Origin of the sequence: Amycolatopsis rhabdoformis (assembly GCF_035918295.1) — a bacterium.
Classification (GTDB): Bacteria; Actinomycetota; Actinomycetes; order Mycobacteriales; family Pseudonocardiaceae; genus Amycolatopsis; species Amycolatopsis rhabdoformis.
Genome location: NZ_CP142149.1, coordinates 58,093 through 75,362, shown reverse-complemented (window position 1 = coordinate 75,362; position 17,270 = coordinate 58,093). Strand labels below are relative to the sequence as shown.

Genomic DNA, 17,270 nt, shown 5'->3' with positions numbered 1-17,270 from the left:
ATCTCAGAATTCCGTCAGAGCGTGCACCCTCGGTGACCGCAGGGACAGCGCGGCGCCGGCCGCCACGATCGCGATCAGCCCGGCCGCCGCGGAGAGCGTCCAGAAGTCGGGGCGGACGATCGACTGGCCGCGCAGCGCCTGCCACGTCACCAGGGCCAGCAGCCCCGCGTAGCCGACGGCTCCGGTCCACACCAGCCGCCGGCGCACGAGGTCCGAGGACAGCACGGGGTAGCGCCGCGCGAGCGCTGCCAGAGCCAGGGCGAGCAGCGGCAGCGCCTGGATCGCGTGGATGCCCACGAAGTGCGGGATCCGCAGGTCGCCGCCCACCGTGCTCCAGCCGAGCAGCGGCAGCCCCGGGCCGCCGTCGGGCAGGCCCACCGTGTGGCCGCCGACCATCGGCGGGTGCACGCCGGCGTCGAGCAGGGCTTCCTGGGGCGGGGTCGGCGAGAACATCATCAGCGCGAGGCCCATGCCCACCACCGCGAACCCCGTGCCCCAACGCAGGGCCGACGCGAGTGCGCGGTCGGGCAGCTTCTGGAACAGCAGCAGCACGACCACGGCGGCCGTCGCGGCCCAGGCCGTGAACGCGCCGGTGGCGAGGACGTTGTCGATCAGGACGTCGCCGGGCGTCTCGACGTTGAAGTGCAGCGGGCGGTCGCGGATCAGGATCTGCCACACCAGCAGCGCCAGGTCCGTGGAGATGCCCACGGCGAACACCGTGCCGAGCCACCAGCCCGTGCGCCGGAACCGCGTGAGCAGCCCGAGCAGCCACGCCAGCGTGAGCGCGTAGAGGCCGATCGACACAGTGAACTTGAACGGTTTCGCCCACAGCGGCGCGTTGACGAGCGTGCGATGATCGAAAAGCAGCCCCAGCGCCGAAACCACGAGAAGCACGGCCATCGCCCCGGCCAGCACCAGCAGCGGGCGGTGCAGCCGTCCCCCGGTCGTTTCCCCGGTCTTTCCCCCGAATTCCATGCTCACCAGCGTCGCGCCGCCGCCGGCGCAGGACACTGGAGCCGGCCCCCGGGCCCGAGGTGGGGCGCGCCCCACCCGTGTAGGTAATAGTGCCGTCAAAGCGACCGGCAGTTGTGCCGTTTGACCACACCCTCTCATTTTCTAGCGTGACATTCACAACGCGCGGGCAGGGGCAAGCCTCTCGCGCACCGGGATCTTCCGCGAGAGGGAAGGAGGTGGCCCGTCATGTCCAGTCCGGGATTCCAGGCAGATTCCGCTGCGATGACGCGCGCCGTCCAGGGCTTCGAGGAAACCGCGTCGAACGCGAAGACGACCATGGCCAGCCTGGAGTCGGAGCTCACCGAGACTCTGCGCAACTACAAGGGTGACCAGGCCGTGGCGTTCTGGGACCTGCAGCGGCGGCTCCAGGAGAAGATGCAGGCCGCGGTGAAGGAGCTCGACACCATGTCGCAGCTCGTGCACACGAGCCACACGAACTACAACACCGGCGACTCGGACGTGCACCAGAGCTTCCAGAGCGTCGGCCACAACCTCGAGGGCGCTTCGGTGATCCCTCGCCTCAACCTTTGAGTCACGGAGAGGACCGGCAAGATGGCTGACGTCGTCGAAATCAACTTCGCCGCGCTGCAGTACAGCTCGGGTTCCCTGGCCGCCAAGGCCAAGGCCCTGACCTCGCAGCTCGAGCAGCTGCACCAGAACCTCCAGCCGATCACGGCGACGTGGTACGCCTCCGGCAGCTCCGCCGGTGAGGCCGCCCGCCAGGCCGAGACACGGCTGCGGCAGGCCACCGCCGACATCGTCGCGATCATCGCGCAGTTCGGCGGCAAGGTGGGCGACGCCCACGACCTGCAGTCGCAGCTGGAGAACCGCAACCAGGGTCTGTTCGCCTGATCCGCTCCCGGCGTCGGCCGGCCGGTGCGAGAAACCCCCCGCTCGCACCGGCCGGCCGGCTTTCCAGCGTCCGATACGCACGAGAGGGTCGGGACCGATGCACGACCAGTCGTACTACGTTCACCTCGAATCGCTGAAGGACTTCGTGCGGGAGCTGGAAACCCAGATCCACGCGATGTCCAAGCCCAACGACTTCCTCACCACGCTCGGCGACCACCCGCTGCTGTTCGGGGAGTTCGGGGAGGCCGGTTCGCTCGTCGACGCCCACCGCGCCGCCGTCGCCGAGATGCGCGGGCTGCTCGAGCAGGTGCGCAGCGCGATCACGTTCGCGCAGGACGTGACCACCACCGTCGCCGACGGTTACGCCCAAGCCGACCAGTCGGTGGCCGGCGACCTGCACCAGTCGGGCAGCGAGACGGGCTTGCTTGATCCGCTGCTTTCCTTGCTGGGCCTCGGGTCCGGTACCTCGACCAACACCGGTTCGACCAACTCCGGGGGGACGGACGGATGAGCGGCGCGCACACGAACTTCGCCGCGTACACGCACCAGCAGCTGTACGCGATGCTTCAGGCCGGCGACCCGAGCAGCGCCCAGGCCGCGGCCGACCAGTGGAACTCCGCCGCGATCGGGCTGCACGAGCAGGCCGAGAACCTGTCGAAGGAGCTGTCGGACTTCTCGGGTGAGTGGACCGGCGGCGCGGCCGACCAGTACTCGCACATGATCACCGACCTCGTCGGCGGCATCCGCAAGGTGGCCCAGACCGCGCAGGGCATGCAGCACATGCTCGAGGACGCGGCCGACGCACTGGTCACGGCCAAGGCCCAGATGCCGCCGCCGGTTTCGGTGCCCGACGTCTCGCCCGGCGAGGTCGCGCTGGCCGTGAACCCGCCGCTGCTGCCGCCCGACTCGACGCCGGCCACCGTCGCCGCCGCGGCCCAGCAGCGGCAGCAGGCGATCGCCAGCGTCGAGGCGCAGCAGCAGGCCGCCAACGCCGCGGGTTCCGCCCACGCCAAGGCGATCGTGGTGATGACCAACCTGGCCACGAACTACACCGCCGCGGAGGACTCGATCCCCGTTTCGCCCAACGCGGTCGACACACCGGCCGTGCCCCCGGGCGGCGGCGCCTCCGGTGGCGGCGCGACCGGCAACGGGCTCACCGACCCGGGTGTCGTGCTCGGCACCCCCGGCGACACCCACCCGCTGCCCGCCGGCGGCACGACCACCGGCACCCCGGGCGTCGCGGGCTCGGCTCCGGCCACCGCGGGCAGCCCGCTGTTCGGCGACATGTTCACCGCCGGTCTCGCGGCGGCTTCGGCGGCGGCGTTCGGCCGATTCGGCTCGATCATGCCGAAGCTGCCTTCGTGGGCGTCCGGAAAGGACCCCGACGACAAGAAGGACGAGCCGGCGGGCACGAAGCTCGGTGGCGGCGGCGCGGGCACCGAAGGCGGGGACGGCGGCGGAATCCCGGTCGGCGGTGGAGGCGCGCCTTCGCTCGACGGCGGCGGAATCCCCGGCGGTGGCGGGGTTTCCGGCGGCGGCGACGTGCCGGCGGCCCACTCCGGGCTCGCGGGCGACGGCGGCGCGTCGAACGTCCTCAGTGGACTCGCGGGCGGTGCGGCCGGTGCCGCGGGCGCGGCGGCGAAAAGCGCGATGCCGATGATGCCCATGATGCCGATGGGCATGGGCGGCGGCAGCGACATGGGGTCGGGCCGGCGGATCCCGGCGTGGCTGGTGGAGACGGAGAACGTGTGGGGCCAGCAGGCGCCCGTGGCTCCGTCGGTGATCGGCGAAGAGCCGGAAACCTACTGATCGGGAGGACGGCTCGGTGACTGCTGCAGTGGACTCCGGGGGTTACCGGGTCGCTCCCGCGAAGCTCGACTCCGCCGCGGCGGACCTGGGCGGACGCGCGGACGCGGTGGAGACGGCGCAGAAGGCCGTGGCGGGGATTTCGGTGCCCGCCACGGCGTTCGGCCAGGTGTCGGCTTCGGCGGACTGCGCCGCGACGCTGAAGAAGACGCTGACCGAGATCGGCGAGAAGATCGACGCGCAGGTGCAGCGCGCGAAGGTGCTGCAGAACGGGCTCACCGCTTCGGCCGCCGGGTACCGGCGCGCGGACGAGCAGGTGGCCGCGTCGTACCGGTCGCTGCTGCCGGAGGATCCGCTGCCGCCGGTGAGCGGTCCGGTCGGCGCGGCGGCGAGCGGGACTTGGGCTCAGGACATCGCCGCGAACCACACCAAGGTGTCCGACGCGCTGACTGCCGAGCAGACCCACTTGCAGCAGCTGCAATCGTCCGGCGCGGACGCCGACGACATCGCCCGCTCGCAGCGGCGGATCGCGCTGTACCAGGACATCCTCGCGAACAACCGGCAGATCCTGCGGTTCGACCCGGCCGCCGACGGCCGGATCGCCGAGCTCGTGGGCTCGATCCAGCCGGGCACGCGCAACGTCGGGCTGTTCGTGCCCGGAGTGAACACCCGGCTGGACAACTTCCAGGGCTACGCCGACCTCGGCCGCAGCCTGGTGGCCGCCGACCCGACGGGCCGCACGGCGATGGTCGTGTGGGCCGACGGCGACTTCCCGCAGAACCCGCTGGTCGAAGGCCCGGACGCGAGCTACGCGCAGACGATGGCCCCGGACCTCAAGACGTTCGGCGACGAGCTGCGCGGCCAGGTCGACACCCAGACCGGCGGCGCCGCCACGATCACCGCGATCGGCCACAGCTACGGCGGCGCGACCGTCGGGCTGGCGGATTCCCAAGGCCTCGCGGTGGACCGCGTGCTCCACGTCGAATCGGCCGGCATGGGCCACGGCGTGTGGAGTCCGGCCGACCTGCCCGCGAGCCAGGCCGGCGTGCAGCGCTTCTCCATGACCGCGCCGCTCGACCCCATCGTGCTCGCCCAGGGCAACGCCTGGGGCGCCGAATGGACCGGCATCGGCCACGGCGCCGACCCCGACACCTTCCCCGGCGTCACGGACCTCACCACCGGCAACGACGCGGCCGGCAACGAACTGTGGGGCCTGTCCTCCCACAGTGACGTGCTCAAGCCCGGTTCGGACTCGTGGACCAACATCTACGGCGTCCTCACCGGCGGCGCGCTCACCACGGTGCCGGGAGTGCAGCGATGACCCTCTCCCTGCTCGCGCACGAGCTCACGGCCGTGATCGACGACGTCGCCGCCACCTTCGGCCCCGACGCCGTGCCCACCGTCGACGGCGAGCTCGACTGCGACCCCGCCCACCCGGGCACCCTGGTGTGCTGGCAGTACGGCGTGCGCCTCGACCACCGCGGCGACGCCGAACACCGGCTGGCGGAATCGGTGCTGCCGTCGCTGGAAGCCGCGGGCTGGCAGGTGCACGACCGCAGCACTCCGCGCGAACTGATCGCGCGGTTCAGCCGGGAGGGCGCGGACTTCACCGTGCACGTCACGCGGGCTGGCGGCGGGGTGGCCGTGATCGGCTCGACCCGCTGCGTGGCTCCGGCCTGACGCACCGGCCGGCACGCCGCCGAACTAGCGCAACCAGCGCAGGGCGGCTTCCGCGGTGTCTTCCGGAGTCCGGTTGAAAGCGATGGCCGCGGTGGGCGCGAGGCGGCGGACGAGGTTGACGACCTGCTCGAAGAGCTCCAGCAACGGTTCGTAGCCGCGGATGCCGCCGCCGATCACGACGCAGGCGTAGTCGGCTCGGGTCAGCGCGGATTCCATGGCGGCCAACGGGTTGTCGTCCGGGGCGACCAGGCAGAGGTCGGCCTCGAGGCCGTGGGCGGCGAAGGTCGCTTGGCCTCGCGCGATGGCGGCCTGGACCGGAGCGGGGTCCCAGCCTTCGAGCCGGGTGGGGTCCAAGCCGATGACGAGGACGCGGCCTTCGGGCACCGGAATCACGACCCGAAGCGGGAGGCGCGCCAGGAGCGGCGCCGACCGCGGCGAGTGGTGGCGACGACGAGGCCCGCGGCGGCCGCCAGGACGACGCCGCCGAGAGCGAGGGCGGCGGCCGGGAGGTCCGAGGCGGGGGTGGGCGCCGCAGGGGCCGGGACGACGGCGGGCAGCGCCACCGGAGCGACCGACGCGCCGGGGCCGGCGACCGAAGCCGGCAGGGTCGAGGACACCGCGGCGTACGCGTCGACCACGCCCCAGCCCAGGCGGGGGTCGTGGGCGCCGGTGGCGGGACGGGCGGCGGTGAGCGTGAGGCGGGTGACGACCTGGTCGCCCGTGAGGTCCGGGTGGGCGGCGCGGACCAGGGCCGCCACACCGGCCACATACGCGGCCGCCAGGCCGGGGTCCGTGACGGGCCAGCGGTGGGCGACCGTGCCGCCCGCGCCGGCGGAGGTGCTGACCAGGTCGGCGCCCGGGGCGGCGAGGCCGAGGTAGTCGCCGCCCTCGGTCTGCACCGGTGCGCCGGACTGGTTGGTGGAGCCGACGGCGAGGACGCCGGACACGGCCGTGGGATAGGTTCGCGCGCCCTGTTGCGTGGCGGCCGCGGCGGAGACCACGACGGCGCCGCGGGAGCGGGCGCGGGACACGGCCGCGTCGAGGGCCGGGCTGTCGGCGGCGGCGGGCACGGCGATGAGCAGCACGCCGGCGCCGCGGTCCAGAGCCGTGTTCATCGCGGCCGCCAGGGCACCGGGATCACCGCCGCCGGAAGCCGCCGGGTCCAGGTACTGCAAGGGAAGCAGCTTCGCGCCTGGGGCCACGCCGACGAACGTCGTGTCGCCGGAAGGCTGTGCGGCGACGACGCCGGCGGCGATCGTGCCGCGGCCGTCGCAGTCGGACGGGGCCGTGCCGGGGCCGCCGAGCACCTGGCCGGGCGCGAACTGCGCGTTCTGCGCGTCGACGCCGGTGCCGATCACGGCCACCACCTGGCCTTCGCCGCGCGACAGCGGCCACAGGCGCTGCGGGTCGACGAGGCGCTGGCCCCACGACACGGCGCCGGTGTAGGTGCCGGACGGGTTCGCGCACGCCCCCACCGCGCTCGCGGACCCCGCGAAACCAGCCGAAGACCCCACCACCAGGCCGGCCACGGCGACGACGGCTGCCCACCTCACCGCGGCACCCTCCCGGAGAATCTCGCTGTCCGACAACGGGATTCTAGTCGAGCGGGCGCCGCGGCAACAGGCTCAGCGCAGGTCCATCCCGAGGTCCAACGCGGGCGAGGAATGCGTGAGCGCCCCCACCGCGAAGTAGTCCACACCGGACTCGGCGTACGCCTTAGCACGCGCGAGGGTGAGGCCACCAGAGGATTCCAGCCGCGTTTTCGGCGACACCGCGTCGCGCCGCGCCACCGCCTGTGTGCACTGCTCGGGCGTGAAGTTGTCCAGCAGCACCTCATCGGCGCCGGCCGCGAGCGCTTCTTCCAACTGCGTCAGGTCGTCCACCTCGACCTCGCACGACAGCTCCGGCGCCAGCTCGCGCGCCGCCGCCAGCGCGGCCGTGACCGAACCCGCGGCCACGACGTGGTTGTCCTTGATCAGCACGGCGTCACCGAGGCCCATGCGGTGGTTCACGCCGCCGCCGCAGCGCACCGCGTACTTCTCCAGCAGCCGCAGTCCCGGCGTCGTCTTGCGGGTGTCGCGGATCGCCGTGCCGAAGCCGTCCACTTCGGACACCCAGGCGGCCGTGGCGGTCGCGATGCCCGAGAGGCGGCACACGAGGTTCAGCGCCGTGCGCTCGGCCGTGAGCAGGCCACGCACCGGGCCGCGCACGACCAACGCCGGCTCCCGGGCCGCGAGCCGGGACCCGTCCGGCCGCGAGGAAACCACCTCGTAGTCGCTGCCCAGCACCGCGTCGAACACCGCCAGCACCACGGGCACGCCCGCGACGACCCCCGGCGAACGCGGGGTCAGCTCGGCCACCGCCCGCGCGTCGGCCGGCACCGTCGACGCCGTGGTGGCGTCCGGCCCGTAGCGCAGGTCCTCCTCCAGCGCGGTGGTCACCACGCGGCGCACGTCCGCCGCGTCGAGGCCCGCGTCGGCGAGTGCCTGCGAGACGGCGCCGGAAAACGGGAAGAACTCGGTCATGCCGCACCTTCCAAGGCGATCGGGTCGGCCAGCACGGGCTGGCCGGAGGGACTGAGCCGGATCAGCTGGCTGCGCTGCCAGCTCTCGGCCCGCGTGGGGAAGTCGGAGCGCACGTGGCAGCCCCGCGATTCGGTGCGCCGCGCCGCCGCCGCGAGCAACGCCTGCGCCACCACGGTGAGCGCCGCGTCCTCGACGGCCGCGTGCGTCCACAGCGGACTGTCCTGCGTGGACAGGTCGAGCACGGAACCCGCCGCCGCCAGGCCGTCGGCGTCGCGGCCGATCGCGGCGTACCGGCTCATCACGCGCTGCAGCGCGTCGCGGTCGGCCGCCGGTGCCGACGTGCGCGAGGGCAGCCGGCCGCGTGAGGGATCCGGCAGCACGCCGGCCGCCAGGTCCGCGGCCACGGCCTCGGCCACGCGGTGACCCACCACGAGGCCTTCGAGCAGGCTGTTGGACGCCAGCCGGTTGGCTCCGTGCAGCCCGGTGCGGGCCACCTCGCCCGCCGCGTAGAGCCCGGTCACGCTCGAGCGGCCGTCCACAGTGGTCACCACGCCACCGCACGCGAAGTGCGCGGCGGGCGTGACCGGGATGGCGTCCACGGCCGGGTCGAGGCCCAGCACCGCGCACGCCGCGTGCACGGTCGGAAACCGCTTCGAGAAGCCGGAAATGCCGGTGGCGTCGAGGAACACGTGGTCGTCGATCCCCCCGGGCGCCAGCCCCATCCGTCGGGTGATCGCGGCCGCCACGACGTCGCGTGGGGCCAGGTCGCCCAGCGGGTGCACCCCGGCCATCACCGACCGGCCGGCGCCGTCCACGAGCGTGGCGCCTTCACCGCGCACGGCCTCGGTCACGAGCGGACAGCGGCCGCGCGCGCCGGGCGTGTAGAGCACCGTGGGGTGGAACTGCACGAACTCGACGTCGGCCACGGTCGCGCCGGCCCGCAGCGCGAGCGCGAACCCGTCGCCGGTCGCGATCTCCGGGTTCGACGTGGCCTGGTAGAGCTGACCGAACCCGCCGCTGGCCAGGAGCACGGCCGAAGCCCGCACCACCCCGGGCGCGCCGTCGCGGTCGAGCACGGTCACGCCCGCCACCTCGCCCAGCGGCGTGAGCAGCGCGTCGACCGCGAGGTGGTGCTGCAGCACGGGCACGCGCCGGTCGCCGGCTCGCGCCACCAGCGAGCGCTCGACCTCGGCGCCCGTCGCGTCGCCTCCCGCGTGGATCACGCGGAACGCGCTGTGGCCGCCTTCGCGGGTGCGCGCCAGGCCTTCGGACCCGGCGTCGAACTGGGCACCGCCGGCCCTCAGCCGGGCGACGGCCGCGGGGCCGCCGTCGATGATCGAGCGAGCCGCGTCTTCGTCGCACAGACCGGCGCCGGCGGTGAAGGTGTCTTCGGCGTGCTTCGCGACCGAATCGCCGGGGTCGTGCTCGGCTTCCAGCACCACCGCGACGCCGCCCTGGGCCCAGCGCGTGTTGCCGTCGGACACCGCCGCCTTGGTCACCACGAGCACGTGGAGCCCGAGCTCCTGCGCCCGCAGCGCGGCCGTCAGCCCGGCCACCCCGCTGCCCACCACCACCAGGTCCGCGCGCGCTTCCCAGACCGGGGTTTTCGTCTGTGAAGCGTTAACCGGCGTGGTCATTCGCCGCCGCCGGGCTGCCCGATTTCGATCATGCGCTGCACCGAGGCACGCGCGCGGGCCGCGGTCTCGAGGTCCACGTGGACCTCGTCGGCGCCTTCGCGCAGGCTCCGCAGCAGCGCGGCCGGCGTGATCATCTTCATGTAGCGGCAGGAGGCCCGGTCGTTCACCGCGCGGAAGTCGATCTCCGGCGCCGCCTTGCGCAGCTGGTGGATCATGCCGATCTCGGTCGCCACCAGCACCGACTTGGCCTTGGTGTCGCGCGCCGCGTGCACCATGTCGCCGGTGGACAGGATCTTCACGCGCTCCGGCGCCACCGTGCCCTCGCCCGCGAGGTAGAGCGCCGAGGTGGCGCAGCCGCACTCGGGGTGGATGAACAGGTCGGCATCGGGGTTCTCCGCCGCGCGCTCGGCGAGCTCGGCCCCGTTGATGCCGGCGTGCACGTGGCACTCCCCCGCCCACACGCGCATGTTCTCCCGGCCCAGCGTGCGCTTCACGTGCGCGCCGAGGAACTGGTCGGGCAGGAAGAGAACTTCCTGGTCGGCGGGGATCGAGGCCACCACGTCGACCGCGTTGGACGACGTGCAGCAGATGTCGGTCTCGGCCTTCACCTCGGCGGTGGTGTTCACGTACGACACCACCACCGCGCCCGGGTGCTCGGCCTTCCACTCCCGCAGCTGGGCGCCGGTGATCGAGTCGGCGAGCGAGCAGCCGGCCCGCGCGTCGGGGATCAGCACCGTCTTCTGCGGAGCCAGGATCTTCGCGGTCTCGGCCATGAAGTGCACGCCGCAGAAGACGATCGTGGACGCGTCGCTGCTCGCCGCGATGCGGCTGAGCGCGAGGGAGTCGCCGGTGAAGTCGGCGATGTCCTGGATCTCCGGGACCTGGTAGTTGTGCGCCAGCAGCACCGCGTCGCGCTTGCGCGCGAGCTCGCGCACCTCCTCCGCCCAGTCCGCGTTCGCCTCGACCCCGCCGTACGGGGTCAGGTCCTGCTCGGCGGCGTCCGATTCAAGCGTGGTGGTCATGTCAGGCCCTCCTGGACCGTCGACGGGTTTTCGCCTTATAATCGAAAACCGTGCGGAGTCATCTTAACACCCAGACCCCCCTGGCCCACGAGGTTCTGTGCGCCGTCCTGCAAGTGCGCTCGGACACACTGCGCGTGCTCCTCTGGCGGCGCGCGCTCGACCCGCACCTGGGCCGGTGGTCGCTGCCGGGCGGCCGGCTGCGGGCCGACGAGGACGTGGAGACGTCGATCCGCCGCCAGCTTGCCGAGAAGGTGGACGTGCGGCGGCTCAAGCACGTGGAGCAGCTCGCGGTGTTCAGCGCGCCCGACCGCGTGCCCGGCCCACGCGTGGTGGCCACGGCGTTCCTCGGGCTCGTGCCCTCGGACGTCGACCCCGAGGTGCCCGAGGACACGCAGTGGCACGACGTGACCGCGCTGCCGCGCACGGCGTTCGACCACGAGGCGATCGTGCTGCGCGCCCGCGACCGGCTGCGCTCGAAGCTGAGCTACACCAACCTCGGGTTCGCGCTCGCGCCCGCGCAGTTCACCATCTCCGCGCTGCGCGGGCTCTACTCGGCCGCGCTGGGCTACCGCGTGTCGGCCACGAACCTGCAGCGCGTGCTCTCGCGCCGGGGACTCCTCGTGCCCACCGGCGACACCGCTTCACCCGGTCGGACCGGCGGCCGCCCGGCGGCGCTGTTCTCCTTCGCGGGCAAAGGGATGCAGATCACGGACCCGTTCGCCGTCCTCAAGCCGCCGCCGAAAAGGTGATGGACTGCGAGCGTGCCCCGCTACCCGTACGGTGGACGCGTGACCGAGCCGGATCAGGAGCGCAACCCCAGCGGGACGACGACACTGCCGTTGTTCCCGCTGCAGACCGTGCTGCTTCCCGGAACACACCTGCCGTTGCACATCTTCGAGCCGCGCTACCGGCAGCTCACCGCCGATCTGGTGGGCGGCTCGGTGCCGGGGCGCGAGTTCGGCGTGGTCGCGCTGCGCGCGCCGCTCGTCCGTGAGGTGAGTGGTCTGGACCATGTCTACGACGTGGGCTGCAGCACGGTGCTGCGCGAGGCCAAGCAGCTGCCCGACGGCCGCTTCGACGTGGTGACCAAGGCCGCCCGCCGCTTCCGCCTGCGGGAGCTCGACTGCACGTCGGCGCCGTACCTGATCGGCACGGTCGACTGGCTGCCCGACGACGCCGTGCCCGCCAGCGCCGCCGAGCCCGCGCAACGCCTCGGCGACGTCGCCCGCGCGGCCCACCGCCGCTACTGCGAAGCCGCCTGGCACGACGACGACTGGACGACCCCGGACGACGACGCCGACCTCACCGAGCTCGCCTACCAGCTCGCCGCCGACTGTCTGCTGCCACTGGAGGACCGCCAGCTGCTGCTGGAGGAGACTCATCCGCTGCGCCGCCTGCGCATCGTCTGCCGGCTGCTCACGCGGGAGACGTGGTTCCTGGACACGCTCAGCGCGGTGCCGTTGCCGCCGACGGAGTTCGCGGACTACTCGGAGCCGTCGAACCTGAACTGAGCGCCGGCCCGGGCCTGGTTGCCCCTCAGCTCGGTGAGGGACGCACTCTGCTTCCGTGAAGGCGCCCTTAACCTGTCACCGCAGCACCCAGGCCACAGCAGTCAAGCCAGGCTGTCAGCCGAGCCGACGCCCCAGGTCCTCCCGGCCGTTCCACGCCGCCAGCAGCGCGTACACCAGCGAAGTGACCAGCGGTGCGGCCAGCCAGATCCACCCGGACTCCAGCTGCGGCGCCTGCGTGATCACCGCGCCGAGCGCGGGCGGGGTGTCGATCGCGTACTTCCCGTTCACGAACGCGGCCCCGACCTGCGTGCCGAGCCAGCCGGCCAGCGCGGCGCCCGCGGCGGCGGCCAGGAACACGACCGGGCCGCGGCGTTCACGCATGAGCCACACGACCACGCCGATCAGCAGGCCCGTGGCGAGCGCCAGGAAGCCGTAGATCGCCAGGTCGTCGAAGCGGTGCCAGCTCTCGAGCTCGAGCGGCACCGGCGCGTCCTGGGCGCTGATCACGCGCATCCGCTGCGCCGGGGCCAGCAGCGACCACAGCCAGCCCAGCGGGATGCCGAGCAGGCCCGCCGTGGACAGCACGCTCACCGCCGGCAGCAGGTCCGCTTTCACCACGACCTTCGGCCGCGCGCGGTGCGGGGAAGAGGTTCGGCACCGACCAGGCGTCACCGACTGCGGACGACCGGTGTGCTGCCTTGCCCGCGGAATCGACCACCCCGGACTCCCTCCCCTGCGTTTGTGCGGACCGAGCGTAACCGGTCAGCACCCGCGGTCAACCACTGGCGGTCTCGCCGTGGCGGCTGCACCTCGCCGTCCACCCGACGGGCGTCACCTGGACCACCATCCGGCGGGCGCAGACCACGCAGAACCGCGGTGGTTCCAGCGCCGTGCGCGGGTTGTGGCAGGCGTCGTGATCCGCGCCGCCGGGCGACGGCTGTCCACAGTGGACGCAATAGGCGGGCGCCTCGGCCACCGCGTCGGACGAGGTGTCAGAGGCTGTCACTGAGGGCCTTGACCGGCATCTTCAGCTCGTCGAGCATCTTCAGGTCCGCGCTCGCGGGCCGGCCGAGGTTCGTGAGGTAGTTGCCCACGATGATCGCGTTCACGCCGCCCAGCATGCCCTGCTCGGCACCCAGGTCGCCCAGGGTGAGCTCACGGCCGCCGGCGAAGCGCAGCATCGTGCGCGGCATCGCGAGGCGGAACGCCGCGACCGTGCGCAGCGCGTCCTTGCCCTCCACGATCTCGAAGTTCTCGTACGGCGTGCCGGGCTGCGGGATGAGGAAGTTCATCGGCACCTCGTGCGGGTTCAGCTCGGCCAGCTGCACCGCGAACTCCGCGCGCTGCTCCACCGTCTCCCCCATGCCGATGATCCCGCCGCAGCAGACCTCCATGCCGGCCTCGGCGACCATCCGCAGGGTGTCCCAGCGCTCTTCCCACGAGTGCGTGGTCACCACGTCGGGGAAGTGCGAGCGCGCCGTCTCGAGGTTGTGGTTGTAGCGGTGCACGCCCATGTCGACGAGCTCGTCCACCTGCTCCTGCGTGAGCATGCCGAGCGAGCAGGCGATCTGGATGTCGTTGCCGTCGGCGCGGATCGCCTGCACACCCTCGCGGACCTGCGACAGCAGCCGCTTGTCCGGGCCGCGCACGGCGGCGACGATGCAGAACTCCGTGGCACCCGTCTCGGCGGTCTGGCGCGCGGCCTTGACCAGGCCCGGGATGTCGAGCCACGCCGAGCGCACCGGCGAGGGGAAGCGGCCCGACTGCGAGCAGAAGTGACAGTCTTCGGGGCAACCGCCGGTCTTGAGGCTCACGATGCCCTCGACCTCGACCTCGGGGCCGCACCAGCGCATGCGCACCTCGTGCGCGAGCTGGAGGGCCTCACTGAGCCGTTCGTCAGGGAGCCGGAGCACGGCCAGCACCTGCTCCTCGGACAACCCGACCCCGCGCTCGAGCACCTGCTCGCGCGCGACGGCCAGTACGTCCGAAGTGTCCTGGGCCGACTTTCCCGCCACTGCGGTCACGACGTCTCCTGTCTGTCGAACTTCTGCACGGGCGCACTCTGGAGCCATGGTGCCCGAGAGCCCGCCGCGCGGGCTGCGACACCCGTCACTTGTTCACGGAAGCGCCCCGGGTGAAAGCCTCGGGGTCGAACTCCCCGCCGAACCACGGCGAGAGCCCGGCGCGCGCCCGTTCGACGAACGTATCGTGATCGGCCGCGCCCAGCCCCCCGGGCAGCACCCCGAGCAGGGGTGCCCCTGCCGCGTTCGGCAGGTCGTGGAGGTTTTCCACGGACGCGAGATCCGGCTCGGCCGGCCACGCGCCCACCACCACACCCGCCACGTTGAGCCCGCGCCGCGTGGCGACCTCGGCGGTCAGGGCCGTCGCGTTGAGCGTGCCGAGGCCCGGCTGGGCGACGATCACGATCGGCGCGCCCAGCGCCCAGGCGACGTCGGCGAGCCCGCTGCCGTCGGCGTCGAAGCGCACGAGCAGGCCGCCGGCGCCTTCCACGAGCGTGAGGTCGTGGTCGGCGTCGAGCGCCGACGCCGCGGCCGCGATCTCGCCGGGGCCCAGCGTCGGCAGGCCACTGCGCCGCGCCGCCGCCTCGGGCGAGAGCGGATCCGGGTAGCGCCGCAGCTCGCGCGTGGTCACGCCCTTGCCGGCCAGCCGCACGACCTCGTCGAGGTCACCGGCCTCGCCCGGCACCACCCCGGTCTGGGCCGGTTTGAGCACCGCCACGCGCTGCCCTTGCCCGAGCGCCAGCGCCGCGATCGCCGCGGTGGTGATCGTCTTGCCGACCTCGGTCCCGGTCCCCGTCATCACCAGCATGGTCACGGGCCATCAACTTAGTCACCCGCACCGGGTGCGCACCACGTCCGGGTGGGATCACCCACGATGTGGGGCCACCGCCGGGCCCATCACGGGACCCGCAGTCGGACCGACCGAAGTCCCCGCGGCCACGAACGCCCCGGCCACCGGGTCGGACAGGTACACCTGCGCCGCGCCGACGTCGAAGTACAGGCCGGTGAGCACCAGCTCGCCGCGCGCTTCGGCCTCGGCGACCAGCGGGTACGCGCGCAGGTGGTCGAGCTGCTGGAGCACGTTGTGCAGCGCCAGCCGGTCGGGTTCCCGCGCCGGCTTCGCACCGTCCAGCGTGACCGGGCCCGGTCGGCGTCGGCTCGGCTCCGCGTGGTGCAGCCAACCGGCCAGCGCCGTGCCCGCCGGTGGCCCGTCGGCGAGCGCGCCCATCGCGCCGCACGACGAGTGCCCGCACACCACGATCTCGCGCACGTGCAGCACCCCGACCGCGTACTCGACGGCCGCGTTCATCGACGGGTCGGCCTGCGCGGGCGGCACGAGGTTGCCGATGTTGCGCACGGTGAACAGGTCGCCAGGCCCCGACGTGGTGATCAGGTTGGGCACGATCCGCGAATCGCCGCAGGTGATGAACAGCGTGTGCGGGCGCTGGCCGTCGGCGAGGCCCGAGAGCGTCTCCTTCAGCAGCGGCGCGGCCCGGCGCTGGAACTCCGTGGCCCCACGGTGGGTGCGCTGGCCGGGCAGCCGCACGTCGACCGCCTGCCAGTCCGACCACGGCGCGAGCCAGCGCGGCACCCCGCGCGCGGCCGCCGTGCGCCGCAGCGTCGGCCGGCCTTCCTTGCCCTTGCCGAACCACGGGTGACCGACCTCGTCCACGACCACGGTGCCCCCGGCCCGTTCGTGCGCCTGCTGCCAGCCGGTGAGGCTCTCGAAGGCGGCGTGGTCGAGGTAGTCGGCCACGAGCTCGAGCGTCACGACCGAGCCGGCCGGCACGGTGGCGAGCACCTTCGACAGCCGCGGCACGGACAGGAACGTGAGCACGCCTTCCACCACCACGCGCCACTGCTCGCCGTCGCGCTCCACGTGCACGCCGGACCACACGGTGCGGCGCAGCATCAGCACCACGGCCAGCGCGATGCCGGCGAGCACGCCTGTGAGCAGGTCGAACACCACCACCCCGGCGAGCGTCACGAGGTAGAGCGCCAGGTCGCCGTGGCGCAGCACCTGCCTGAGGTGGCCGGGGTTCACGAGCTTCACGCCGACGTGCACGAGCAGGCCGGCGAGCGCGGCCAGCGGGATGTTCTCGATCAGGCCCGCGACCGCCACCACGAACACCAGCACCCACACACCGTGCAGCACCGCGGACGCGCGGGACTGGGCGCCGGCGGCCACGTTCGTCGAGCTGCGCACGATCACGCCGGTCACCGGCAGCCCGCCGAGCGCGCCGGACACGAGGTTGGCCGCGCCCTGACCCACCAGCTCGCGGTCGAGGTTCGCCCGCGGCCCGGTGTGCAGCTTGTCCACGGCGACGGCCGAGAGCAGGCTCTCGACGCTCGCGATCAACGCGATGGTCACCGCCGCGAGCGCGACGTCGGTCCAGCCGTCGCCGGGCAGCTGCGGCGCGAAGCGGATCTGCAGCAGGTCGCCGGGCAGCTCCACGCGCGGCAGCGTCATCCCCGCGACCAGCGAGACCACGGTGGCCACCGCGATGGCCGCGAGCGGCCCCGGCACCTTGCGCACGGCGGCGGGCAGCCGCGGCCACGCCACGAGGAGTGCGATCGTGAGCAGGCCGATCACGGCCGCGGCGTCGTGGTGGGCCACGATCTGCGCGGGCAGCTCGGCGATGTTGGCCAGCGCCGAGCTCTGCGCCTTGCCGCCGAGCACCACGTGCAGCTGGCCCAGCACGATCGTGACGCCGATGCCCGCGAGCATCCCGTGGACGATGGCCGGCGAGATCGCCAGCGCGGCGCGCGCGATGCGGCTGAGGCCCAGCAGCACCTGCAACGCCCCGGCGAGCACGGTGATCAGGCACGTGACGGCCCAGCCGAAGGTGGCGATCGTCTCGGCCATCACCACCGTGAGCCCGGCCGCGGGCCCGCTGACCTGCAAGGGAGAGCCGCCGAGCGCCCCGGCGACCACACCCCCGATCACGGCGGCGATCAGCCCCGCGACGATCGGCGCCCCGGAGGCGAGCGCGATGCCCAGCGACAGCGGCACGGCGACGAGGAAGACCACGAGCGAAGCGGGCACGTCGTGGCGAAGCACGGCTAGTCGGCTCATGATCACCAGGTAACCCGATTGTGGGTGAAATATCCGCTATGTCCCACCTGATGGCATGAATTTTTATCGCACACCCCACTTTCGGGTTGCGCCCGCGGGCCGGCGCGGAGGGATGGCGCCGCGCCG

The 17,270-nt window shown here is 73.1% G+C and carries 19 protein-coding genes; 8 read left to right on the top strand and 11 right to left on the bottom strand.

What is annotated here, in order from left to right:
• Positions 1–3 precede the first annotated feature (3 nt).
• Positions 4–975 carry a hypothetical protein gene (locus VSH64_RS00370; RefSeq protein ID WP_326569544.1) on the bottom strand — a complete coding sequence of 324 codons (972 nt, stop codon included), beginning with the start codon at positions 973–975 and terminating at the stop codon, positions 4–6.
• A gap of 225 nt (positions 976–1,200) precedes the next feature.
• Here VSH64_RS00370 and VSH64_RS00365 point away from each other — a divergent pair, with 225 nt between their 5' ends.
• From VSH64_RS00365 to VSH64_RS00340, 6 genes are all read left to right on the top strand, one after another.
• Positions 1,201–1,545 carry a WXG100 family type VII secretion target gene (locus VSH64_RS00365; RefSeq protein WP_326569543.1) on the top strand — a complete coding sequence of 115 codons (345 nt, stop codon included), beginning with the start codon at positions 1,201–1,203 and terminating at the stop codon, positions 1,543–1,545.
• A gap of 21 nt (positions 1,546–1,566) precedes the next feature.
• Positions 1,567–1,866: a WXG100 family type VII secretion target gene (locus tag VSH64_RS00360; RefSeq protein ID WP_326569542.1), complete on the top strand. Its 300-nt coding sequence runs from the start codon at positions 1,567–1,569 to the stop codon at positions 1,864–1,866.
• 97 nt (positions 1,867–1,963) lie between these two features.
• Complete coding sequence (locus VSH64_RS00355; RefSeq protein WP_326569541.1) at positions 1,964–2,377, top strand: hypothetical protein; 414 nt, start codon at positions 1,964–1,966, stop codon at positions 2,375–2,377.
• Positions 2,374–3,675: a WXG100 family type VII secretion target gene (locus tag VSH64_RS00350; RefSeq protein WP_326569540.1), complete on the top strand. Its 1,302-nt coding sequence runs from the start codon at positions 2,374–2,376 to the stop codon at positions 3,673–3,675. The genes VSH64_RS00355 and VSH64_RS00350 overlap by 4 nt, the downstream gene beginning before the upstream one ends.
• Positions 3,676–3,691: 16 nt before the next feature.
• Positions 3,692–4,993, top strand: coding sequence for an alpha/beta hydrolase (locus VSH64_RS00345; RefSeq protein WP_326569539.1), 1,302 nt, complete (start codon positions 3,692–3,694; stop codon positions 4,991–4,993).
• Positions 4,990–5,352 carry a hypothetical protein gene (locus VSH64_RS00340; protein ID WP_326569538.1) on the top strand — a complete coding sequence of 121 codons (363 nt, stop codon included), beginning with the start codon at positions 4,990–4,992 and terminating at the stop codon, positions 5,350–5,352. Before VSH64_RS00345 ends, VSH64_RS00340 begins: the two co-directional genes overlap by 4 nt.
• A gap of 24 nt (positions 5,353–5,376) precedes the next feature.
• On the opposite strand, the gene VSH64_RS00335 is transcribed toward VSH64_RS00340, so the two are convergent.
• The 5 genes from VSH64_RS00335 to nadA all read right to left on the bottom strand — a co-directional run bounded on the left by VSH64_RS00335 (position 5,377) and on the right by nadA (position 10,536).
• Entirely contained in the window at positions 5,377–5,745 is a 369-nt protein-coding gene (locus tag VSH64_RS00335; RefSeq protein ID WP_326569537.1) for a hypothetical protein, read from the bottom strand.
• Positions 5,742–6,905, bottom strand: a complete 1,164-nt coding sequence (locus tag VSH64_RS00330; RefSeq protein WP_407655620.1) for a S8 family serine peptidase — start codon at positions 6,903–6,905, stop codon at positions 5,742–5,744. Before VSH64_RS00330 ends, VSH64_RS00335 begins: the two co-directional genes overlap by 4 nt.
• A gap of 72 nt (positions 6,906–6,977) precedes the next feature.
• Complete coding sequence (nadC, locus tag VSH64_RS00325; RefSeq protein WP_326569536.1) at positions 6,978–7,877, bottom strand: carboxylating nicotinate-nucleotide diphosphorylase; 900 nt, start codon at positions 7,875–7,877, stop codon at positions 6,978–6,980.
• Positions 7,874–9,514, bottom strand: a complete 1,641-nt coding sequence (locus VSH64_RS00320; RefSeq protein ID WP_326569535.1) for an L-aspartate oxidase — start codon at positions 9,512–9,514, stop codon at positions 7,874–7,876. Before VSH64_RS00320 ends, nadC begins: the two co-directional genes overlap by 4 nt.
• Positions 9,511–10,536 (bottom strand): quinolinate synthase NadA, encoded by a 1,026-nt coding sequence (gene nadA, locus VSH64_RS00315; RefSeq protein WP_326569534.1) that lies wholly within the window; start codon positions 10,534–10,536, stop codon positions 9,511–9,513. Before nadA ends, VSH64_RS00320 begins: the two co-directional genes overlap by 4 nt.
• A gap of 113 nt (positions 10,537–10,649) precedes the next feature.
• Here nadA and VSH64_RS00310 point away from each other — a divergent pair, with 113 nt between their 5' ends.
• Both VSH64_RS00310 and VSH64_RS00305 read left to right on the top strand, forming a co-directional pair.
• Entirely contained in the window at positions 10,650–11,285 is a 636-nt protein-coding gene (locus tag VSH64_RS00310; protein WP_326837860.1) for an NUDIX hydrolase, read from the top strand.
• A 39-nt stretch (positions 11,286–11,324) separates the two neighbouring features.
• Complete coding sequence (locus VSH64_RS00305) at positions 11,325–12,047, top strand: LON peptidase substrate-binding domain-containing protein (protein WP_326569533.1); 723 nt, start codon at positions 11,325–11,327, stop codon at positions 12,045–12,047.
• Between the two features lie 114 nt (positions 12,048–12,161).
• Here VSH64_RS00305 and VSH64_RS00300 read toward each other — a convergent pair whose 3' ends face one another.
• The 5 genes from VSH64_RS00300 to VSH64_RS00280 form a co-directional block, all read right to left on the bottom strand.
• The gene (locus VSH64_RS00300; RefSeq protein ID WP_456062089.1) at positions 12,162–12,665 is read right to left on the bottom strand and encodes a DUF2567 domain-containing protein; all 504 of its coding nucleotides are present in this window, start codon (positions 12,663–12,665) and stop codon (positions 12,162–12,164) included.
• Between the two features lie 157 nt (positions 12,666–12,822).
• Positions 12,823–13,053: a biotin synthase auxiliary protein BsaP gene (bsaP, locus tag VSH64_RS00295; protein WP_326569532.1), complete on the bottom strand. Its 231-nt coding sequence runs from the start codon at positions 13,051–13,053 to the stop codon at positions 12,823–12,825.
• Positions 13,040–14,062, bottom strand: a complete 1,023-nt coding sequence (gene bioB / locus VSH64_RS00290) for a biotin synthase BioB (protein WP_407655665.1) — start codon at positions 14,060–14,062, stop codon at positions 13,040–13,042. Before bioB ends, bsaP begins: the two co-directional genes overlap by 14 nt.
• A gap of 94 nt (positions 14,063–14,156) precedes the next feature.
• A complete protein-coding gene (bioD, locus tag VSH64_RS00285) occupies positions 14,157–14,876 on the bottom strand; it encodes a dethiobiotin synthase (RefSeq protein WP_326837859.1) in 720 nt (239 codons plus the stop codon).
• A gap of 57 nt (positions 14,877–14,933) precedes the next feature.
• Positions 14,934–17,144 carry a bifunctional SulP family inorganic anion transporter/carbonic anhydrase gene (locus tag VSH64_RS00280; protein WP_326569530.1) on the bottom strand — a complete coding sequence of 737 codons (2,211 nt, stop codon included), beginning with the start codon at positions 17,142–17,144 and terminating at the stop codon, positions 14,934–14,936.
• Positions 17,145–17,270: the final 126 nt, after the last annotated feature.